Annotated in this window: 15 protein-coding genes; 7 read left to right on the top strand and 8 right to left on the bottom strand. The window is 63.0% G+C overall.

All coding sequences use genetic code 11. From position 1 onward, the window contains the following. Positions 1-36: 36 nt before the first annotated feature. The 4 genes from P3T21_RS23720 to P3T21_RS23705 all read right to left on the bottom strand — a co-directional run bounded on the left by P3T21_RS23720 (position 37) and on the right by P3T21_RS23705 (position 3,625). Positions 37-1,098 carry a hypothetical protein gene (locus tag P3T21_RS23720; protein WP_429258392.1) on the bottom strand — a complete coding sequence of 354 codons (1,062 nt, stop codon included), beginning with the start codon at positions 1,096-1,098 and terminating at the stop codon, positions 37-39. A gap of 92 nt (positions 1,099-1,190) precedes the next feature. Beyond that, the gene (locus P3T21_RS23715) at positions 1,191-1,532 is read right to left on the bottom strand and encodes a hypothetical protein (protein WP_429258391.1); all 342 of its coding nucleotides are present in this window, start codon (positions 1,530-1,532) and stop codon (positions 1,191-1,193) included. Positions 1,533-1,727: 195 nt separating this feature from the next. Then, the gene (locus P3T21_RS23710; protein ID WP_429258390.1) at positions 1,728-2,153 is read right to left on the bottom strand and encodes a DUF6232 family protein; all 426 of its coding nucleotides are present in this window, start codon (positions 2,151-2,153) and stop codon (positions 1,728-1,730) included. Positions 2,154-2,452: 299 nt separating this feature from the next. Continuing rightward, positions 2,453-3,625 carry a porin gene (locus tag P3T21_RS23705; RefSeq protein WP_429258389.1) on the bottom strand — a complete coding sequence of 391 codons (1,173 nt, stop codon included), beginning with the start codon at positions 3,623-3,625 and terminating at the stop codon, positions 2,453-2,455. A gap of 293 nt (positions 3,626-3,918) precedes the next feature. Here P3T21_RS23705 and P3T21_RS23700 point away from each other — a divergent pair, with 293 nt between their 5' ends. Next, positions 3,919-4,731: a MetQ/NlpA family ABC transporter substrate-binding protein gene (locus tag P3T21_RS23700; protein WP_429258388.1), complete on the top strand. Its 813-nt coding sequence runs from the start codon at positions 3,919-3,921 to the stop codon at positions 4,729-4,731. Between the two features lie 110 nt (positions 4,732-4,841). Here the strand turns inward: P3T21_RS23700 and P3T21_RS23695 are convergent, their stop codons facing one another. Both P3T21_RS23695 and P3T21_RS23690 read right to left on the bottom strand, forming a co-directional pair. Beyond that, entirely contained in the window at positions 4,842-5,963 is a 1,122-nt protein-coding gene (locus tag P3T21_RS23695; protein WP_429258387.1) for a succinylglutamate desuccinylase/aspartoacylase family protein, read from the bottom strand. Positions 5,964-6,306: 343 nt separating this feature from the next. Next, positions 6,307-7,089, bottom strand: a complete 783-nt coding sequence (locus tag P3T21_RS23690) for an ABC transporter substrate-binding protein (RefSeq protein WP_429258386.1) — start codon at positions 7,087-7,089, stop codon at positions 6,307-6,309. 529 nt (positions 7,090-7,618) lie between these two features. Between P3T21_RS23690 and phnN the strand changes: the two genes are divergently transcribed. Next, on the top strand, positions 7,619-8,173 hold the full coding sequence (gene phnN, locus P3T21_RS23685; protein WP_429258385.1) for a phosphonate metabolism protein/1,5-bisphosphokinase (PRPP-forming) PhnN: 555 nt from the start codon (positions 7,619-7,621) through the stop codon (positions 8,171-8,173). Between the two features lie 126 nt (positions 8,174-8,299). After that, positions 8,300-9,490 carry a M20 aminoacylase family protein gene (locus P3T21_RS23680; protein ID WP_429258384.1) on the top strand — a complete coding sequence of 397 codons (1,191 nt, stop codon included), beginning with the start codon at positions 8,300-8,302 and terminating at the stop codon, positions 9,488-9,490. 48 nt (positions 9,491-9,538) lie between these two features. Here the strand turns inward: P3T21_RS23680 and P3T21_RS23675 are convergent, their stop codons facing one another. After that, entirely contained in the window at positions 9,539-10,372 is an 834-nt protein-coding gene (locus P3T21_RS23675) for an IclR family transcriptional regulator (RefSeq protein ID WP_429258383.1), read from the bottom strand. Positions 10,373-10,544: 172 nt separating this feature from the next. On the opposite strand from P3T21_RS23675, the gene P3T21_RS23670 reads away from it, so the two are divergent. The 3 genes from P3T21_RS23670 to P3T21_RS23660 all read left to right on the top strand — a co-directional run bounded on the left by P3T21_RS23670 (position 10,545) and on the right by P3T21_RS23660 (position 13,472). Further along, positions 10,545-11,129 carry a hydroxypyruvate isomerase family protein gene (locus P3T21_RS23670; protein WP_429258382.1) on the top strand — a complete coding sequence of 195 codons (585 nt, stop codon included), beginning with the start codon at positions 10,545-10,547 and terminating at the stop codon, positions 11,127-11,129. Positions 11,130-11,457: 328 nt separating this feature from the next. Further along, the gene (gene pcaF, locus P3T21_RS23665; RefSeq protein WP_429258381.1) at positions 11,458-12,660 is read left to right on the top strand and encodes a 3-oxoadipyl-CoA thiolase; all 1,203 of its coding nucleotides are present in this window, start codon (positions 11,458-11,460) and stop codon (positions 12,658-12,660) included. A 242-nt stretch (positions 12,661-12,902) separates the two neighbouring features. Next, positions 12,903-13,472, top strand: coding sequence for a hypothetical protein (locus tag P3T21_RS23660; RefSeq protein WP_429258380.1), 570 nt, complete (start codon positions 12,903-12,905; stop codon positions 13,470-13,472). Positions 13,473-13,532: 60 nt separating this feature from the next. Here the strand turns inward: P3T21_RS23660 and P3T21_RS23655 are convergent, their stop codons facing one another. Then, complete coding sequence (locus P3T21_RS23655) at positions 13,533-14,810, bottom strand: APC family permease (RefSeq protein WP_429258379.1); 1,278 nt, start codon at positions 14,808-14,810, stop codon at positions 13,533-13,535. Positions 14,811-14,971: 161 nt separating this feature from the next. Between P3T21_RS23655 and P3T21_RS23650 the strand changes: the two genes are divergently transcribed. Next, positions 14,972-15,904 carry a helix-turn-helix transcriptional regulator gene (locus P3T21_RS23650; RefSeq protein WP_429258506.1) on the top strand — a complete coding sequence of 311 codons (933 nt, stop codon included), beginning with the start codon at positions 14,972-14,974 and terminating at the stop codon, positions 15,902-15,904. The last annotated feature ends 1 nt before the right edge of the window (position 15,905 follow it).

The raw sequence follows: 15,905 nt of genomic DNA, 5'->3' as shown, positions 1-15,905 counted from the left end.
GTTCTGGCCTCGCCGCATCTTTTCGGGTCTGGTGACTCAGCCGCCGAGCGCTTCCGTCGGCTTCGTCGCGCGCAGGCCGACCTGGCCGCGCGCGAAATCGAACAGCACGTCGATGTGCTGCATCGCCATCAGGCCGATCACGATACGGTTGCGTCCGCGCTTTGTCTTCGCGATCGTGACCTGCGCGGCGTCGAAGCGATGGACCCACGAACCGACGCCCAACGCCGTATCGAAGTTGCCCTGTTTGAGCACCTTTCCTTCGTCATCGTCGTCGAGCCAGTTGGGTGTCGTGTCCGTTTCGATGCGGATCATGCCCACGCCGCCCGTTGAGAATACGACAGGTGCGCAGAAGCGCATTTTGTCGGCGACCTGCACGCAACCGGTCGGCCATGGGCGTGCGCCATCGTTGCCGGCAGTCATCGGAAACATCGCGAATTCGCTGCTCACGGCCTTCGACGGACTCAGCACGAGATAGGGCCGCGCGAGGTTCGCGTGCACGAGGTAGCGCAGTCCGATGTTGCCGGGCAGCGCCCGCAGCGGCTGCGTGCAGCACGTGTCGTCAGGCTGTTCCGCGCCAACACCGACGATGCCCGAAAATGCCCAGCCGAATTCACCGGTATAGCCGTCCATGGCGACGCAACGTTTGGCGCCTGGCTGGCAGCGGACATCGTCGACGGATTGCGCCGTCACGTCGAATGCCTTGCCACCGACCAGGCCAACCGGCAGTTTGACAAGCGGCCCGGACACCTGCGCGCCGTTCGCAAACGTCGTCAACGTTCTGCCACCCACGGACGGATAGTCCGACCGCGGCAGGACCGACGAGAGCACGCGCACACCCTGCGTGCCGGTGTCGAGCATCATGTAGACCGCCTTGCCGTCGACCTGCACCGGCAAACCGAGACGCGACTGCCCCTGATCGCTGCGCTCGACATGCAGCGGAATCAGCACGCCGTCCTGCCCGCCGTTGAGGAGGCTGGCGGCAGGCGGAGGCGGCGTCGGTGTGGTGATCGGGGTCGAGCAGCTGCTCAGGGCGCCGGCCACGACGCATGTCGACAGAAGAACAACGGCCAGCCGGCCGCGCAGGAAAGACTTGAGCATGTGCACCTGTTTCGCAGTGAGCGCGGAATGACGGGGCGCTCACTGTACGCGGCTGGCCGCGCGCACTTGAAACAATGTGTCAAGGCCGCGGATCAGTTCTGTCGCGGCCGACGCAGCACGGTCGACATCGCGCGTCCGAGCGTCGCCTGGTCAAGCGAGGCGGTCAGCGCGCAGATGACATCGTCGAGCGTGCGCGAGGTGATTTCTGCGCGGAAGGTGACGCGCTCGTTCGAGCGGTCGATGGTCATCACATAGAGGCGCAGGTCGTCGCCGAGGGCGGCGTGCAGCGCGCGCCGGCTTTCCGCCGAGGCGGTGCCGGGCACGGTGATATCGATCGTGACGAGCGAGACGACCTCGTGTGTGCGACGCGTCGCGCGCAAGGTGCGCGCGGTGCGCCGGATGGGAACGGCGGCAGAAACAGTGGACTGAAGCATCGATGGTCACCGGCAGTGGCGTGCCGGCGCGCGTTGTTGATACGCGACCACTGTATCGATGCGGGTCTAAAGCCCGTGATAAAGCTCGTGCGTGCGGGGTTAATTTTGTGTTAACGGCACGAGGAGGCACGAGGGGGCACGACCAGGCACGGCACGCGACGCAGCCGCAGCGCGTTCGCTGCAGCGTGACAGGCGTTATGCCTGCGGCCTGGCTTGCGCGGCCGCGCCTGCTGCTGCCGCGGCGTGTTGCTGGGCAGCCTTTGCCTGACGCACAGTCTGCTCGACGTGCACGACGAAGTCCTTCTCGACACTGGACAGCACTTCGCGCTCGCCGTCGTGCGTTTCGACGATCAGGCGATGCGTGACGTCCTGCGTGAGCCACGACAGCGCGCCGACGACGATCAGCATCACGCCACATACGAGTCCCGCCGGGGAACCGAGGACGCCACCGACGATCGCGCCGACCAGGCCCGCGAGCGAAATCACGACCGGCACGATCCTGTTTTTCTGCACGGTGACGACGCGCACATTCTGGATCTCGCGCAAGGAGAAGACCTGGCCGGAGGCCGAAAGCGAATTGCGCGTGACTGACACGCCGCGCTCATTGAAAGGAATTTCCATCGATTCGAAGTCAGGCGGGGGAAAGGCCGCAGAGTAACAGAAGCGGCGGTGGGGTAGGTGCAAGGTGTGCAAACGGAGGCAAAAAGCCGCGTAGAGGCAATGCCGGCCGGTGCGCGTGTTGAGGCGGGCGTCGTAAGCGCGAGGGTTCAATCTTCGTTTCGCTTTCCAGTCGCTCCGCTCGAAGCAGCCCGGCAGCAAATGCCGCAAACAAAAATGCCGTTCAGCTGAACACTGAACGGCATTTTTTTGCTTCGTTCGGTGGGGCTTTTGAGCCCCACCGGCGAATCACGCCACTACGATCAGAACTTGGCGCGCAGACCCACGCGCACTGCGACCTGATTGTCCGCGCCCGGGCCCGACGGGCCGAAGTAGCTGGTGCTCGAACCGATCTGTGCCTGCAGGTCCTGCGTGCCGTTGTGGCCCGACGCCTGCTGGTAGATGCCGAGCAGGTACACGTCGGTACGCTTGCTCAGTGCGTAGTCGACGCTTGCATCGACCTGGTTCCAGTGGCCCGTGTTGGCGTTCGACAGGTGCATGTACGTGTAGCCGAGGCCACCCGTCAGCGCCGGCGTCACGGCGTACTTCGCGCCGACTTCATACGCTGCGAACGTCGTCGCCGAGCCCGTGATGGCTTCGAGACGCGTGTTCGTGTACAACGCCCACATCGTAGCCGGTCCGATGACGTAGCGGCCGCCTACGCCGTACGAGCGCAGGTCACGGATCGAAGCGCCACCGACGGCCGGCGGCGTGACGTTGGCGAGCGACGTCGAAAATGCCGGCACAGCCTGGCTCGGATAGTGGATGTCGGTGTAAGCCGCGCCGAGGCCGAACGGACCCATCGCGTAGTTTGCGCCAAAGCTATAAGCGCGCGACGAACCGCTGGTCGGTGCCGCCACCGTGCCAGGCGAGCCCGCAAATGCGCCCGCTGCGTTCGAGAAGCCATACAACGCGCCGAACGTGAAGCCCGCGAAATTCGCGCTGCTGAACTTGACGGCGTTGTTGATACGGCTCGACGTCAGCTGGTCGATATCATTGATGTGGTAAGCGTAGTTACCCGCAACCGTCTGGCCGCCCGTCGAATAGAGCGAGCCGAGATAATCGGTGTTGAACGTGTACTGACGACCCAGCGTGAACGAGCCGATGCCGTCCTTCGTCAGGCCGACGTATGCCTGACGGCCGAACATCGCGCCGCCCTGGCTGGCCGTACCGTTGCCGCTGTTAAAACCGTTTTCGAGCACGAAGACTGCCTTCAGGCCGCCACCGAGATCTTCCGTGCCGCGCAGGCCCCAACGGCTGCCCTGGGCAACGCCGTCGTCGTACTTAAAGAGTTTGTCGTGCGTGGTGCCAACCCTGGCGTTGTTCACATAGCTGATACCCGCGTCGATGATCCCGTACAGCGTGACACTGCTTTGCGCGTGTGCCGCTCCTGCGAATGTTGCGAGTAGAGCGGTGGTCAGTACTTTCTTGTTCAAGACGTTTCTCCGATTAGAAAAGATGCGATCGCCACGCCTCGCTCTATGGCTGGTCATGCGATGGACCGCAATGTAAGTGAACGCCGGGAAGTGAATATGACAGCCCGGTTTTTTATAGGAATGTGTCGCGCGCACGCGACAACCGCGTCACGGGGAGGACGAAATCGCGCAGGCGCCTCGCACCTATGCTCCGCGCGCCTGCGTGAATATGTGTATGAGAAATCATTGGTTATCGCGGCGAGAGCGTTGTGTGACGATGCGCATCCAACATTCATGGATTCAACGGGGAACGTATGCAGCGCAGAACACTCATCAAGACACTCGCCGCGCTGGCCACAGCCGGCGTCACGCTGGCAGCAACAGTCGCGCGCGCCGACGACAAGGTTCTCAAGGTCGGCACGATGAGCGGTCCCGACGCGCAGATCTGGTCGGTCGTGACAAAGGTCGCGGCGCGCGACGGCCTGACGGTCAAGGTGATCGAATTCAACGATTACGTGCAGCCGAACGCCGCGCTCGACGCAGGCGATCTCGACGCGAACGGCTTGCAGCACCAGCCGTTTCTCGACAGCCAGATCAGACAGCGGGGCTACAGGATCGTCAATGTCGGCCTGACGTACACGTCGCCGATGGGCTTCTACTCGAAGAAGTACAAATCGCTGAAGGACCTGCCGGAAGGCGCGAAGGTCGGCATCCAGAACGATCCGTCAAACGGCAATCGCGCGTTGTTGCTGCTGCAGAAATACGGCGTCATCAAGCTGAAGGCGGGCGCCGGCGTGAACGGCGTCAACGCAACGCCGCTCGATGTCGCGGAAAATCCGAAGAAGATCAAGCTGGTGGAACTCGATGCCGCGCAATTGCCGCGCGCACTCGACGACCTCGACGCCGCGTCGATCAACACCGACTACGCGGTGAAGGCCGGCCTGCAGCCAACGAAGGACGCGATCGGCATCGAAGACCTGAAAGGCCCATACGCCAACCTGATCGCCGTGCGCGATCAGGACCGCAACAAGCCGTGGGTGAAGAAACTCGTGGCCGCGTACGAATCCGACGATGTGCGCAAGTTCATCGACACGCAGTTCAAGGGCGCGATTGTGCCGGCGTTCTAAGCGGCGTCGCAATGTGCAGCGCTCTGCAGCGGATCGCACCGGCATAAAAAAATCGCCCGCATCAGCGGGCGATTTTCATTGCAGCAGCGGCAACCTGCGAGGTCAGCGCTTCAAGCCGACAGCAGCGAACCCGTGCGATACGCCTTCGCGCCGGCCACGCGCGCCACTTCCAGCCCGGCCGTCGCAAAACGCGCGGAATGTCGCGCGTACAGCACGCCGGCCACCGCGTTCTTCAGCGTCGCGACCTGGCCCGTCAGCGGATCGACGATATCGGCGATCTCCGTGCCCGCATCGAGCCACGCGCCGACGGTGACCGCAGGCCGGTACACCACCACACCCGTGATCGGCGCGATGATCGGTTCGTTGCCGGCGAGCGGCGTCGCGGCGAATTCGAGCGGCGGCATGTCGGCAGCCGTGCCTTCGATCACGCCACGGTGCGTCAGATATTCGACGATCGCCTGCGCGTCGTGCTCGGCGAGTTCGTACGATACATCGCGTTGACCGCGCAGTTCGATCGTCACCGAAACCGAGCCATTCGGAATCGGGAAGCGGTCGCCGTAACGGCTGCGCAGATCCGACCAGGCGAAGCTGTGGATTTCGTCGAACGGGTTGCCCACCGAATTGAGCGCGAGCAGCGATGCCTTCGAATCCAGATAGCGCGCGAGCGGTTCGACTTCCGCCCAGATGTCCGGGTTGGTGTAGATGTGCATCGCGGCTTCCCAGTCGCAATGCAGATCGAGCACGACGTCGGCGTCGTACGAGAGCTTTTGCAGCGCAAGACGCTGCGATTCCAGTTCGTTCTTCGGCTGCTGCGCGTCGAGACCTTCACGCATCGCGCGGCGGATGGCCTGACGGTTTTCGTCGATGTCGCGGGTCAGGCGCGCTTCGATGACGGGCTGCACGAGCCCGGCCAGATCGTAGAAATTGCGGTTGAAGTTCTGGCCGCTGTTCGCTTCGAAGCGTCCCGCCAGATGGCTGTGGACGTGCTGGTTTAGCCCGATCGGATTGGCGACCGGCACGAGCACGACTTCGCCACGCACCTTGCCGGCCGCTTCGAGCGCGGCCAGCTTCTGGCTCAAGACATGCGAAACCAGCATGCCGGGCAGTTCGTCAGCATGCAGCGACGACTGGATATAAATTTTCTGTCCACCGCCGGCGCCGTAGTGAAAACTCGTCAGGTTGCGCGCGGTGCCGAGCGTCGGGGAAATCAGCGGATGGGTCTGGGTTTGCATGGTTCTTCAGACGCTGCGAGCACAAAGCCGGCGGCGTTTTCGGTTGGTTGCAGGGTATGAAAGCTATGAACAAAGAGGATGAAGTGCAGGGTCCGGGCGATGCGAAACGTGGATCGCATCGTGGTCGAAAGGCTGCGAATGATTCGATCTTAGCCGATTCTGGCCCGCGGGCGGGGTTTCCCACCCGGTCGTAGCGGTCGTTGCGCGGTGTTTTTGCCGGGACCGGCGCCCTGAACGATGCGCACAGCGAAGCCCAAAACAAAACGGGCTCCGCATACCGCAGAGCCCGTTTCGTCAGCCTGATCAGCCTGGCATGGCGCGCCCGAAAACGCGCCGTCCCGGATCAGCCGCCGTACACGTCGAAGTCGAAGTACTTCTTCTCGAGCTTCTTGTAGGTGCCGTCCTTGATGATGTCGGCGATGGCCTTGTCGACCTTGGCCTTCAGATCCGTGTCTTCCTTGCGCATGCCGATGCCAGCACCGTTGCCGAGGATCTTCGGATCGTCCAGATCCTTGCCCACGAACTCAAAGCCAGCGCCGCGCGGCGTCTTCAGGAAGCCGATGTCAGCCTGAACTGCATCTTGCAGGGCTGCGTCCAGACGGCCCGACAGCAGGTCGGCATAGACCTGGTCCTGGTTCTGGTACGGCGTAACCTTCGCGCCCTTCGCTTCCCAGTAAGTCTTCGCGTAGGTTTCCTGGATCGTGCCTTGCTCCACGCCCACGTTCTTGCCCTTCAGCGATTCCGCCGTCGGCATGATGCCCGAACCCTTCTTGGCGATCAGGCGCGTCGGCGTGTTGAACAGCTTCGACGAGAAGGCGATCTGCTCAGCGCGTTGCGGCGTCATCGACATCGACGACAGCACGCCGTCGAACTTCTTGGCCTTCAGGGCCGGGATCATGCCGTCGAAGTCGTTTTCAACCCACACGCACTTTGCCTTCAGGCGCGCGCAGATTTCGTTGCCGAGGTCGATGTCGAAGCCGACCAGTTTGCCGTCCGGACCCTTGGATTCGAACGGGGCATAGCTGGCGTCGACGCCGAAGCGGATCGTGGACCAGTCTTTAGCGTGTGCGGTAATCGAGACGGTGGCAAGCAGGGCAATCGTCAAAGTCGCCAGCAGTTTTTTCACTTATTTACTCCTCGGAGTGGTTCAAATTGCCCCGCATCGGTTGTGCCGCTGCGAGGCACTGCCCGGCGCGAGTTGCGGCCGGACATGGTTATCGTCTGCCAGCCAGGGCCAGCAGCGCGGGCCAAGCTTACCAAGAAAAAAAATCCGCGTAGCTAGTGAAACACCGGATAGCAAACGTACATGCGCATTAGACGCCAATGTGGACGCTGAGCAAAGCGCTTTTGAAGGGTTGAGTGAAAGGTGGATGACAGCTTGAGGGGCTGGACTGGGGCCAGGTCCAAGCAGGCCCGGACCCGGGCCTTCCATGGTTTTGCGTCGCCTTGTACCGCCGGAAACGGGCAACGATTCCACTGCCGGATGTGCACGTGCCGGGCTTTGCTGGCCGGATCCGCGGCCTGCTGGCTGCTTTCGAGCGCCGCCTCTAGCGCCGGGACGTTACGACGCCCGCGTTAGAATGAGCCGACGGAAGCGGCCATCTTTTTCCCGGTCGGCCGTGTCATGCGTTTTGCACTGCTTCGATGGAGACACAATGAGCGGCCATTTGATCTATGTAATGGGACCATCCGGCGCCGGCAAGGATTCGCTGCTCAGCTTTGCGCGCGAAAAAGTACCGGGTGAGCCCGTCGTGTTCGCGCATCGTTACATCACGCGTCCGGCGGGCGAGGGGGAAAACCACGTCGCACTGACGCTCGACGAATTCAAGGCGCGCTCGGCGCTGGGTCTCTTCGCGCTCGAGTGGTCGAGCCATGCATTGCGTTATGGCATCGGCATCGAGCTCGACGCATGGCTTGCGCGCGGCTGCACGGTGGTCGTCAATGGTTCGAGAGCGCATCTGGCGCAAGCGCTGCTTCGCTATCCGCGGGCGATCGTTGTGCATGTGAAGGCGGCGCCCGATATTCTCGAAGCGCGGCTCGGCGCGCGGGCGCGCGAAACGCCGGAGCAGGTGGCCGCGCGTCTTGCGCGGCGCGCCACGTTCACGTTACCGGAAGGCGTATCGCTGACTGTCATTGATAACTCCGGCGCGCTCGAAGACGCGGGCCATGCATTCGTCGAAGTCGTGCGGCGGGCGGCGTCGCGTCGATAATCTGCGGTGATCTTTCAGGGCAGGGCAATCAATGGCATGGCATCGAGCCTGAACGGCGTCGATATAATGCTCGCCATTTGCCGCAACCTGCGCGGCGCGACCTGGCTCGAATGGACGGAGTAAGTGATGACCGTAGCACCGCGTTTTGCCGAAGTAGATGATCTTGTTCCCGCCGCCGAAAGCCTGCGCGAGATTCGCCACCACATTCACCATCATCCCGAACTCGCTTACGAGGAAGTCGCGACCGCCGCGCTTGTCGCTGAAAAGCTCGCAGCGTGGGGTTGGCAGGTTACGCGCGGAGTCGGCAAGACAGGCGTGGTCGGTACGATGAAACTGGGCGACGGCACGCGCAGCATCGGCATTCGCGCTGATATGGACGCATTGCCGATCGTCGAGCAGACCGGCCTGCCGTATGCGAGCGCCGAGCACGGCAAGATGCACGCATGCGGCCACGACGGCCACACGACGATGCTGCTGGGCGCCGCGCAGCATCTCGCCGCGACGCGGCGTTTTTCCGGCACTGTGCATCTGTACTTCCAGCCGGCGGAAGAGACCGGCATCGATAGCGGCGCGAAGAAAATGATCGAAGATGGCCTTTTCGAGCGCTTTCCATGCGATGCCGTGTTCGGCCTGCACAATCATCCGGGCGCCGAACCGGGCAAGCTGCTGTTCCGCAAGGGCGCGTTCATGGCGGCCGGCGACAAGGCGATCATTACCATTGAAGGCGTCGGCGGCCACGCGGCGCGGCCGCATCTGACGGTCGATCCCATTGTCATTGCGGCGAGCATCGTCATGGCGTTGCAGACGATCGTCGCGCGCAATGTCGATCCGTCGCAACCGGCGGTCGTTACAGTGGGATCGATGCACTCGGGCATCGCGAACAACGTGATTCCGGGCACGGCGAAACTCGAACTGAGCGTGCGCTCGTTCAGCGAGGAAGTGCGCGCGCTGCTGAAACAGCGCATCAGGGAACTCGCCGAGGGCCAGGCCGCGAGCTATGGCGGCAAGGCGATCGTGGAATATATCGAAGGCTATCCGGTGGTCGTCAATTCGCACGCGGAGACGGAATTCGCGGTCGAAGTGGCGCGCGAACTGGTCGGCGATGACAAGGTCGTCGCACAGACCGATATCCTGATGGGCAGCGAAGACTTCGCGTTCATGCTGCAGGAGCGGCCGGGCACGTTCCTGCGCATCGGTAATGGCGTCGGCGAAGACGGCTGCATGGTGCACAACCCGCACTATGACTTCAACGATTTCAACCTGCCGGTTGGCGCTGCGTTCTGGACGCGGCTCGTCGAGCGTTATCTCGGGCAATAATGCTTTGGGCCCGTGCCAACGGGTCTGATGGATCGGCGCGACCGCGGTTTATCCGCGTCGCGCGACCATTTCCGACACCGTCTGCGCCGCGTGCTGCAGCGGTTCGAGAAACGCCTTCACCATCTGCTTTGCAGAATTACGCTGCGCGTTGCCGCTGATATTCATCGCGGCGATCACGCGTCCCTGGCGGTTGCGGATCGGCGCGGACAGCGAAATCAGACCCCCCTCCAGCTCCTGATCGACAATCGCCCATCCCTGGCGGCGCACCTGCGCGATCAGCTTCTTTAGCTCTTCCTTGTCGGTAACCGTGCGTGGCGTGTGCGCATAGAGCGGCGTGGAGCTGAGCGTCGCGTCGAGCGTTTCGTCGTCGAGCGCGGACAGCAGCACGCGGCCCATCGACGTGCAATAGGCCGGCAAACGGCTGCCGATCGAGAGGTTGATCGTCATGATCTTGTGCGTCGGCACGCGCAGCACGTAGACGATTTCCGTTCGATCGAGTACGGCCGCCGAGCAGCTTTCATGCACCTTCCCTGACAGCTCCTCCATCACCGGTTCTGCGAGATTCCAGAACGGCATCGACGTCAGATACGCGAAGCCGAGATCGAGAATCTTCGGCGTGAGCCGGAAAAGCCGTCCTTCGGTTTCGACATAGCCGAGTGTCTGCAACGTGAGCAGGATGCGGCGCGCGCCCGCCCGCGTGAGGCCGGCCGCGGCGGCGACGTCGGTGAGCGTCTGTTCGGGCCGCTCGGCGTTGAACGCACGGATCACGGCGAGACCGCGTGCGAACGACTGCACGTACGAATCGCCCGGCTTTTCGGGTGTTTCCGGTGTATCCGCGACGTTGGCGGACAACGGCGGGGACGCGTGAGGAGCTTTGCTCATGTGCCTCAGGGGAAAAGCGATGGGCGGCGGAGTTGCCTGGAAAGCCGTGACGATAGCCTATGGCCCGCATTTCGCCAACCTTCGCGGCAGCAGCACCTTGTATGGCCGCGTGTAGGGCTGCAACTCTTTGTATGATAGACGGACGAAAACCCGCCATGCAGGAGACAGGTCCATGCCGCGCTTTGCCGCCAACCTCACGATGATGTACACCGAACACCCGTTTCTGGATCGTTTCGGCGCGGCGGCGCGTGATGGCTTCAAGGGCGTCGAATTGTTGTTCCCGTACGAATTTTCCGCCGCGGAACTGAAGGCGCGGCTCGATCATCGAGAGACTTATCTGAAGAATCTCGCGTACGCAGCGCAGGCCGCGCAGGCGGATGGCATCACGGTTGTGATCGAGCCGATCAATACGCGTGATATGCCGGGCTATTTTCTTGACCGTCAGGACGACGCGCAGGCGATCTGCGCGGAAGTCGGTGCAGCGAACCTGCAGGTGCAGTTCGACTGTTATCACTGCCAGATCGTTGAAGGCGATCTTGCCGTGAAGCTCAGACGCGATATGGCGCGCATTGGGCACATCCAGATCGCGGGCGTACCCGAGCGGCATGAGCCGGATATCGGCGAAATCAACTACCCGTATCTGTTCGAACTGATCGATTCGCTGGGTTACGAGGGATGGATCGGTTGCGAATACCGGCCGCGCGCGAGCACGTCGGCGGGGCTCGGGTGGCTCAAGGCCTGGCTGCCGCGTACGTGATGAGGAGAACGGCTTTCCGGCACATTTTGCGCTGCACGTATACCCTTTCCTGAACCAGGGGCGGCTTGACACGGGCTCCCGCTGACCCCTACTATTGAGCCTTGATGTTCGCTATTCGACACTGTGTTCGTATGTAGAACAATTTCGATCCCGATTCCGATCATTCCGGCCCCGCGATGAGCGGCGTGGGATGTCACCGTTGCAACGCGGCGGGGCTTCACGGAATCTGTTCCGCTCATCGTGAACGATGCCCGGCTGGCGGGCGGATTTCGCGCCATGCTGCTGGCCGGACATGCGAAGCGGCGCAGCTCACAACTGGAGACACCACATGACTGAAGCTTTCCTGTGCGATGCAATTCGTACGCCGATCGGCCGCTATGCGGGCGCGTTGTCGTCGGTTCGCGCCGACGACCTGGGCGCGGTGCCGCTCAAGGCGCTGATGGAACGCAACAAGGACGTCGACTGGTCGGCCATCGACGATGTGATCTACGGCTGCGCCAATCAGGCCGGTGAAGACAACCGTAACGTCGCGCGCATGTCCCTGCTGCTCGCGGGTTTGCCGATGGACGTCCCGGGCTCCACGGTCAATCGTCTGTGCGGTTCGGGCATGGACGCAGTCGGTATCGCGGCGCGCGCGATCAAATCGGGCGAGGCGGCATTGATGGTGGCGGGTGGTGTAGAAAGCATGAGCCGCGCGCCGTTCGTGATGAACAAGGCCAGCAGCGCCTTCTCGCGCGAAGCGGCGATCTACGATACGACGATCGGCTGGCGCTTCGTCAACAAGCTGATGAAGCAGCTATACGGTGTCGATTCGATGCCGGAAACCGGTGAAAACGTCGCGCAGGATTACGGGGTCAGTCGTGCCGATCAGGATGCGTTCGCAGTGCGCAGCCAGCAGAAAGCGGCCCGTGCCCAACGCGACGGCACGCTCGCGCAGGAAATCGTGTCGGTGTCGGTTGCGCAAAAGAAGGGCGATCCGGTGATCGTGTCGCAGGACGAGCATCCGCGCGAAACCAGCGTCGAAACGCTGGCTAAACTGAAGGGCGTTGTGCGCCCCGATGGCACGGTGACAGCGGGCAATGCATCGGGCGTGAACGATGGCGCAGCAGCCTTGCTGCTCGCCAATGAAGAAACCGCAAAGCGTTTTGGCCTCGTACCGCGCGCACGTGTGCTCGGCGTCGCGACCGCAGGCGTGGCGCCGCGCGTGATGGGCATCGGACCGGCACCGGCAACGCAGAAGCTGCTCGCACGCCTTGGCATGACCATCGACCAGTTTGACGTGATCGAACTGAACGAAGCCTTCGCGTCGCAAGGCCTGGCGGTGCTGCGCATGCTCGGCGTTGCCGACGATGATGCACGCGTGAACGCGAACGGCGGTGCGATTGCGTTGGGCCACCCGCTCGGCATGAGCGGTGCGCGTCTGGTCACGACCGCGATGTATCAGTTGCAACGCACGAAGGGCCGCTTTGCGCTGTGCACGATGTGCATCGGCGTCGGGCAGGGCATCGCGATCGCGATCGAACGCGTTTAAGGGTCCGTCGCGCCAGACGGCTTTTCAGGGCACACGAGGGAACCCGTACGCGGTTCCCTTTTTTTATGCTCGATGCTTCAAAGACTTCGCTTCACGCTTCATCTGTACAATCGTTTCGCCTGAGGCCGTCGACTGTTTCGGTCGTGAGCATGATCCATTCGATTGTGCCGTTTCTTGCCGTCAAAACCCGCCGTGCATCTGATTCAAAAGCGCTGGACCCGTCTTTCAAAGGAGAACATTCGATGAAGGTAGCGACCATTGGAACAGCCTTGCTGCTGACGCTGGCCGTCACGCAACCCGTGTGGGCGGAGGACTCGCTCGCGAGTCAGGCGCAGAGCGTGATCGAGGCGGTACACCCGGTTCACATGAAAGCACAGATCATCGGCATCGAACCCGCCTCGCGTACGCTGACGTTGAAAGGCTCGGCGGGCAATGTGGTCATCGTCGTGGTGAGCGAGCAGGTGACGGATTTCGACAGGCTCAAGGTAGGCGATAGCGTCGACGTGCTGTACAAGAACGCACTACTGCTCACGGCCGACAAGGTGACGGGCCCGGATGCGGGCCTGCGCAAACGTGTCGATACGCAGGTGTATCAACCTGCATCGGGCGGCTTCGAATCGGCGCGTCGGATTGAGATTCTCGCTACTGTGCAGAAGATCGATCGCAAGAAGCGGCTGGTCACGTTGCGTGGGCCGTATCAGACGCAGACCGTCGAAGCGCGGCCTGATATCGATCTGAGCGGCGTGAAGGTGGGCGATACCGTGCATGCCGTGTTCGTGTCCGCGGCCGCCGTACAGGTCACACCGAAGTAAGTGCTTCGTTTCCGGTCCACGCAAGGAGAGCCCGTCGCACATAGCGACGGGCTTTTTTATTCAGTTGCGGGGACGTTCCTGCGCCCGCAGGTACAGGAGCGCGAAGCCTGTTATCGCAAGCGGCCACAGCAGATACCATCCCGTTGCGACGAATAGCGCCGCGACCGCAACCAGCGCGATGAATGCGCAGCGATGTGCCCAGCTTCCGCGTGGAAGGAGCCGCAACGCAGCGGCGGTCCCGAGCGCATACACAGTGACGAACGAACCGGTGGTCAGCAGCACGAGGGGCCGGGGGCCGACGCCCACCATCGCCACGACAGCCAGTGCAAGCGCGGACAGGCCCGCGATAACCGCAAGACTGCGACGCGGCACATCGCCCGCGCGACTGCCGTGCGCGAGCCACGCAGGTAGCGCGCCGTCACGCCCCAATGCAGCGCCGAGCTTGGCTGCGCCCGCGTAATAGGCGTTCATGGTGCCAAGCGTCAGCAGCAATGCCGCAGCAGCGGCGAGCACCTGAACCTTGCCGCCGATGCCGAGCGCGAGCAGTTCCGCAAGCGGCGCGCTCGAAGTGCCGGCGGCGGGTCCGAGCACCAGGATGCCCGCCGTCGCGATGCCCATATACAGCACGCCGACGACGACTACCGCGATGCCCGCCGCGAGTGGCAGATCGCGCCGTGGATGGCGGAATTCGCCTGCGAGATGCGTGACCGCTTCCCAGCCCGCGAAACGCCATACAAGCAGCGCGGCGGCAGGCGCGATGGCGAACCAGCCATGCGGCGCGAAAGGATGCAGGTTGGCCGCGTGCGCATGCGGCACCGACGCGGCCACCGCTGTCAACAGCAGCGCGACGAGCAATGCTGCGAGAACGAGCTGCAGACGACCGGACACCTGCAGACCGAAGAGATTGGCCGCAGTCACGATGAGCGTGAGGGCGGCCGCAGTGGCGATGACGGTTTCCTGTCCGCCGCCGAACGCCGCCGCCGCGTAGGCGCCGCCAAACATCGCTGCAGCGGGCGATCCGGCTGGCACCGCGAAATAGAAGCACCAGCCGACGACGGCCGCCGCACGAGGCCCAAACGCATTGCGTACATAAGTGGACACGCCGCCCGCGTCCGGAAATCGCGCGCCAAGTGCGGCGAAGGTCGCGGCGAGTGGCACCGACAGCAGCACGAGTCCGAGCCACGCGAGCAGCGAAGCAGGCCCGGCAGCCTGTGCAGCGAGCGCGGGAAGCGCGATGACGCCTGTGCCCAGCACAGCGCCGACGTACAGCGCCGCGCCTTGCATGACGGTCAGATGGCCGTTTCTGGTTCCCGTTTCAACTGCGGAAGTTGAACTCATGCGTAACGATCCTTTGAAGTAACGGCGTGATGCTCCGTGGGTCGGGCCGCCTGTCTCTATCGTTATAATCGTTAATAGCTGACAAACCATGTCAGGATATCGGATGCAACAGACAGAGAGAGAGCGCGAGGTCGAATGTGCGAACGAGCCGGCTGGTGTCGATGTTGCTGCTATTGCAGGTGAAAGGCCGCGTGACAGCGCAGGCGCTCGCCGAAGAATTCGAAATATCGATTCGCACGGTGTATCGCGACATCGATCAACTGAGCGCCGCAGGCATTCCGGTGTATGCGGATCGCGGGCCGGGCGGCGGATTCGCGTTGCTCGATGGGTATCGCACGCGGTTGACCGGGATCACCCGGGCCGAAGCCGAGACCCTGTCGATTGCCGGCTTGAGCGGCGCGGCGTCGGATCTTGGCCTGACGGATCAGCTACGTGCTGCTCAATTGAAGCTGATTGCGGCCGTGCCGGATGCCGCGCAGGACGCATCGCGGATCGGTTCCCGGCTGCACATCGATGCGGTTGGCTGGTACAGGCGTCCTGCCCCAACACCGCTGCTGCCGGTGCTGGCCAGCGCCGTGTGGGAACAGAAACGTATCACGATGCACTACGAGAGCTGGCAGAACAGCGGTCATCGCACGCGTGATCCGCTCGGCCTCGTGCTGAAAGCGGGCGACTGGTACGTGCTCGCGCGCGTGCGCCGCCAGATGCGCATCTACAAGGTCGCCAGCATCACGCATCTCACGGTGCTCGACGAGACGTTCGAGCATCCTGCTTCGTTCGATCTGCGTGCCGAATGGTCGGCCGCCGTCGCGGCGTTCGAAAAAGGTCTGCTGACGGGTGTCGCGACACTGCGCCTGTCACCGGAAGGTGTGGCGCGTTTGCATCGCCTCGGCGCGGCGGCCGAAGAGCAGGCGCTTTTCGGACCGATAGCCAAGGACGGCTGGCAGGACGTTACGCTGCCGGTCGAAGGCTTCGATTACGCCGTCGAGCAGCTCCTTTCGCTCGCGGGGCACGTGCAGGTACTGGAGCCGCTCGAACTGCGCGAGCGCCTGAGAACGCTCGCGCAACGTGTCGCGACGCTCAACGCGGCGTGAT

It is taken from the genome of Paraburkholderia sp. GAS334 (assembly GCF_050436625.1).
In the GTDB taxonomy this organism is placed as follows: domain Bacteria; phylum Pseudomonadota; class Gammaproteobacteria; order Burkholderiales; family Burkholderiaceae; genus Paraburkholderia.
The sequence above is the reverse complement of the archived record's forward strand: the minus strand, read 5'-3'. Positions and strand labels throughout refer to the sequence as shown.

Excerpts from the sequence above, each read along its gene's own strand:
- P3T21_RS23675 (WP_429258383.1), bottom strand. The coding sequence starts at position 10,372 with ATGAGCAAAGCTCCTCACGCGTCCCCGCCGTTGTCCGCCAACGTCGCG.
- phnN (WP_429258385.1), top strand. The coding sequence starts at position 7,619 with ATGAGCGGCCATTTGATCTATGTAATGGGACCATCCGGCGCCGGCAAG.
- P3T21_RS23670 (WP_429258382.1), top strand. The coding sequence starts at position 10,545 with ATGCCGCGCTTTGCCGCCAACCTCACGATGATGTACACCGAACACCCG.
- P3T21_RS23650 (WP_429258506.1), top strand. The coding sequence starts at position 14,972 with ATGTTGCTGCTATTGCAGGTGAAAGGCCGCGTGACAGCGCAGGCGCTC.
- P3T21_RS23700 (WP_429258388.1), top strand. The coding sequence starts at position 3,919 with ATGCAGCGCAGAACACTCATCAAGACACTCGCCGCGCTGGCCACAGCC.
- P3T21_RS23720 (WP_429258392.1), bottom strand. The coding sequence starts at position 1,098 with ATGCTCAAGTCTTTCCTGCGCGGCCGGCTGGCCGTTGTTCTTCTGTCG.
- P3T21_RS23715 (WP_429258391.1), bottom strand. The coding sequence starts at position 1,532 with ATGCTTCAGTCCACTGTTTCTGCCGCCGTTCCCATCCGGCGCACCGCG.
- P3T21_RS23695 (WP_429258387.1), bottom strand. The coding sequence starts at position 5,963 with ATGCAAACCCAGACCCATCCGCTGATTTCCCCGACGCTCGGCACCGCG.
- pcaF (WP_429258381.1), top strand. The coding sequence starts at position 11,458 with ATGACTGAAGCTTTCCTGTGCGATGCAATTCGTACGCCGATCGGCCGC.
- P3T21_RS23660 (WP_429258380.1), top strand. The coding sequence starts at position 12,903 with ATGAAGGTAGCGACCATTGGAACAGCCTTGCTGCTGACGCTGGCCGTC.
- P3T21_RS23710 (WP_429258390.1), bottom strand. The coding sequence starts at position 2,153 with ATGGAAATTCCTTTCAATGAGCGCGGCGTGTCAGTCACGCGCAATTCG.
- P3T21_RS23655 (WP_429258379.1), bottom strand. The coding sequence starts at position 14,810 with ATGAGTTCAACTTCCGCAGTTGAAACGGGAACCAGAAACGGCCATCTG.
- P3T21_RS23680 (WP_429258384.1), top strand. The coding sequence starts at position 8,300 with ATGACCGTAGCACCGCGTTTTGCCGAAGTAGATGATCTTGTTCCCGCC.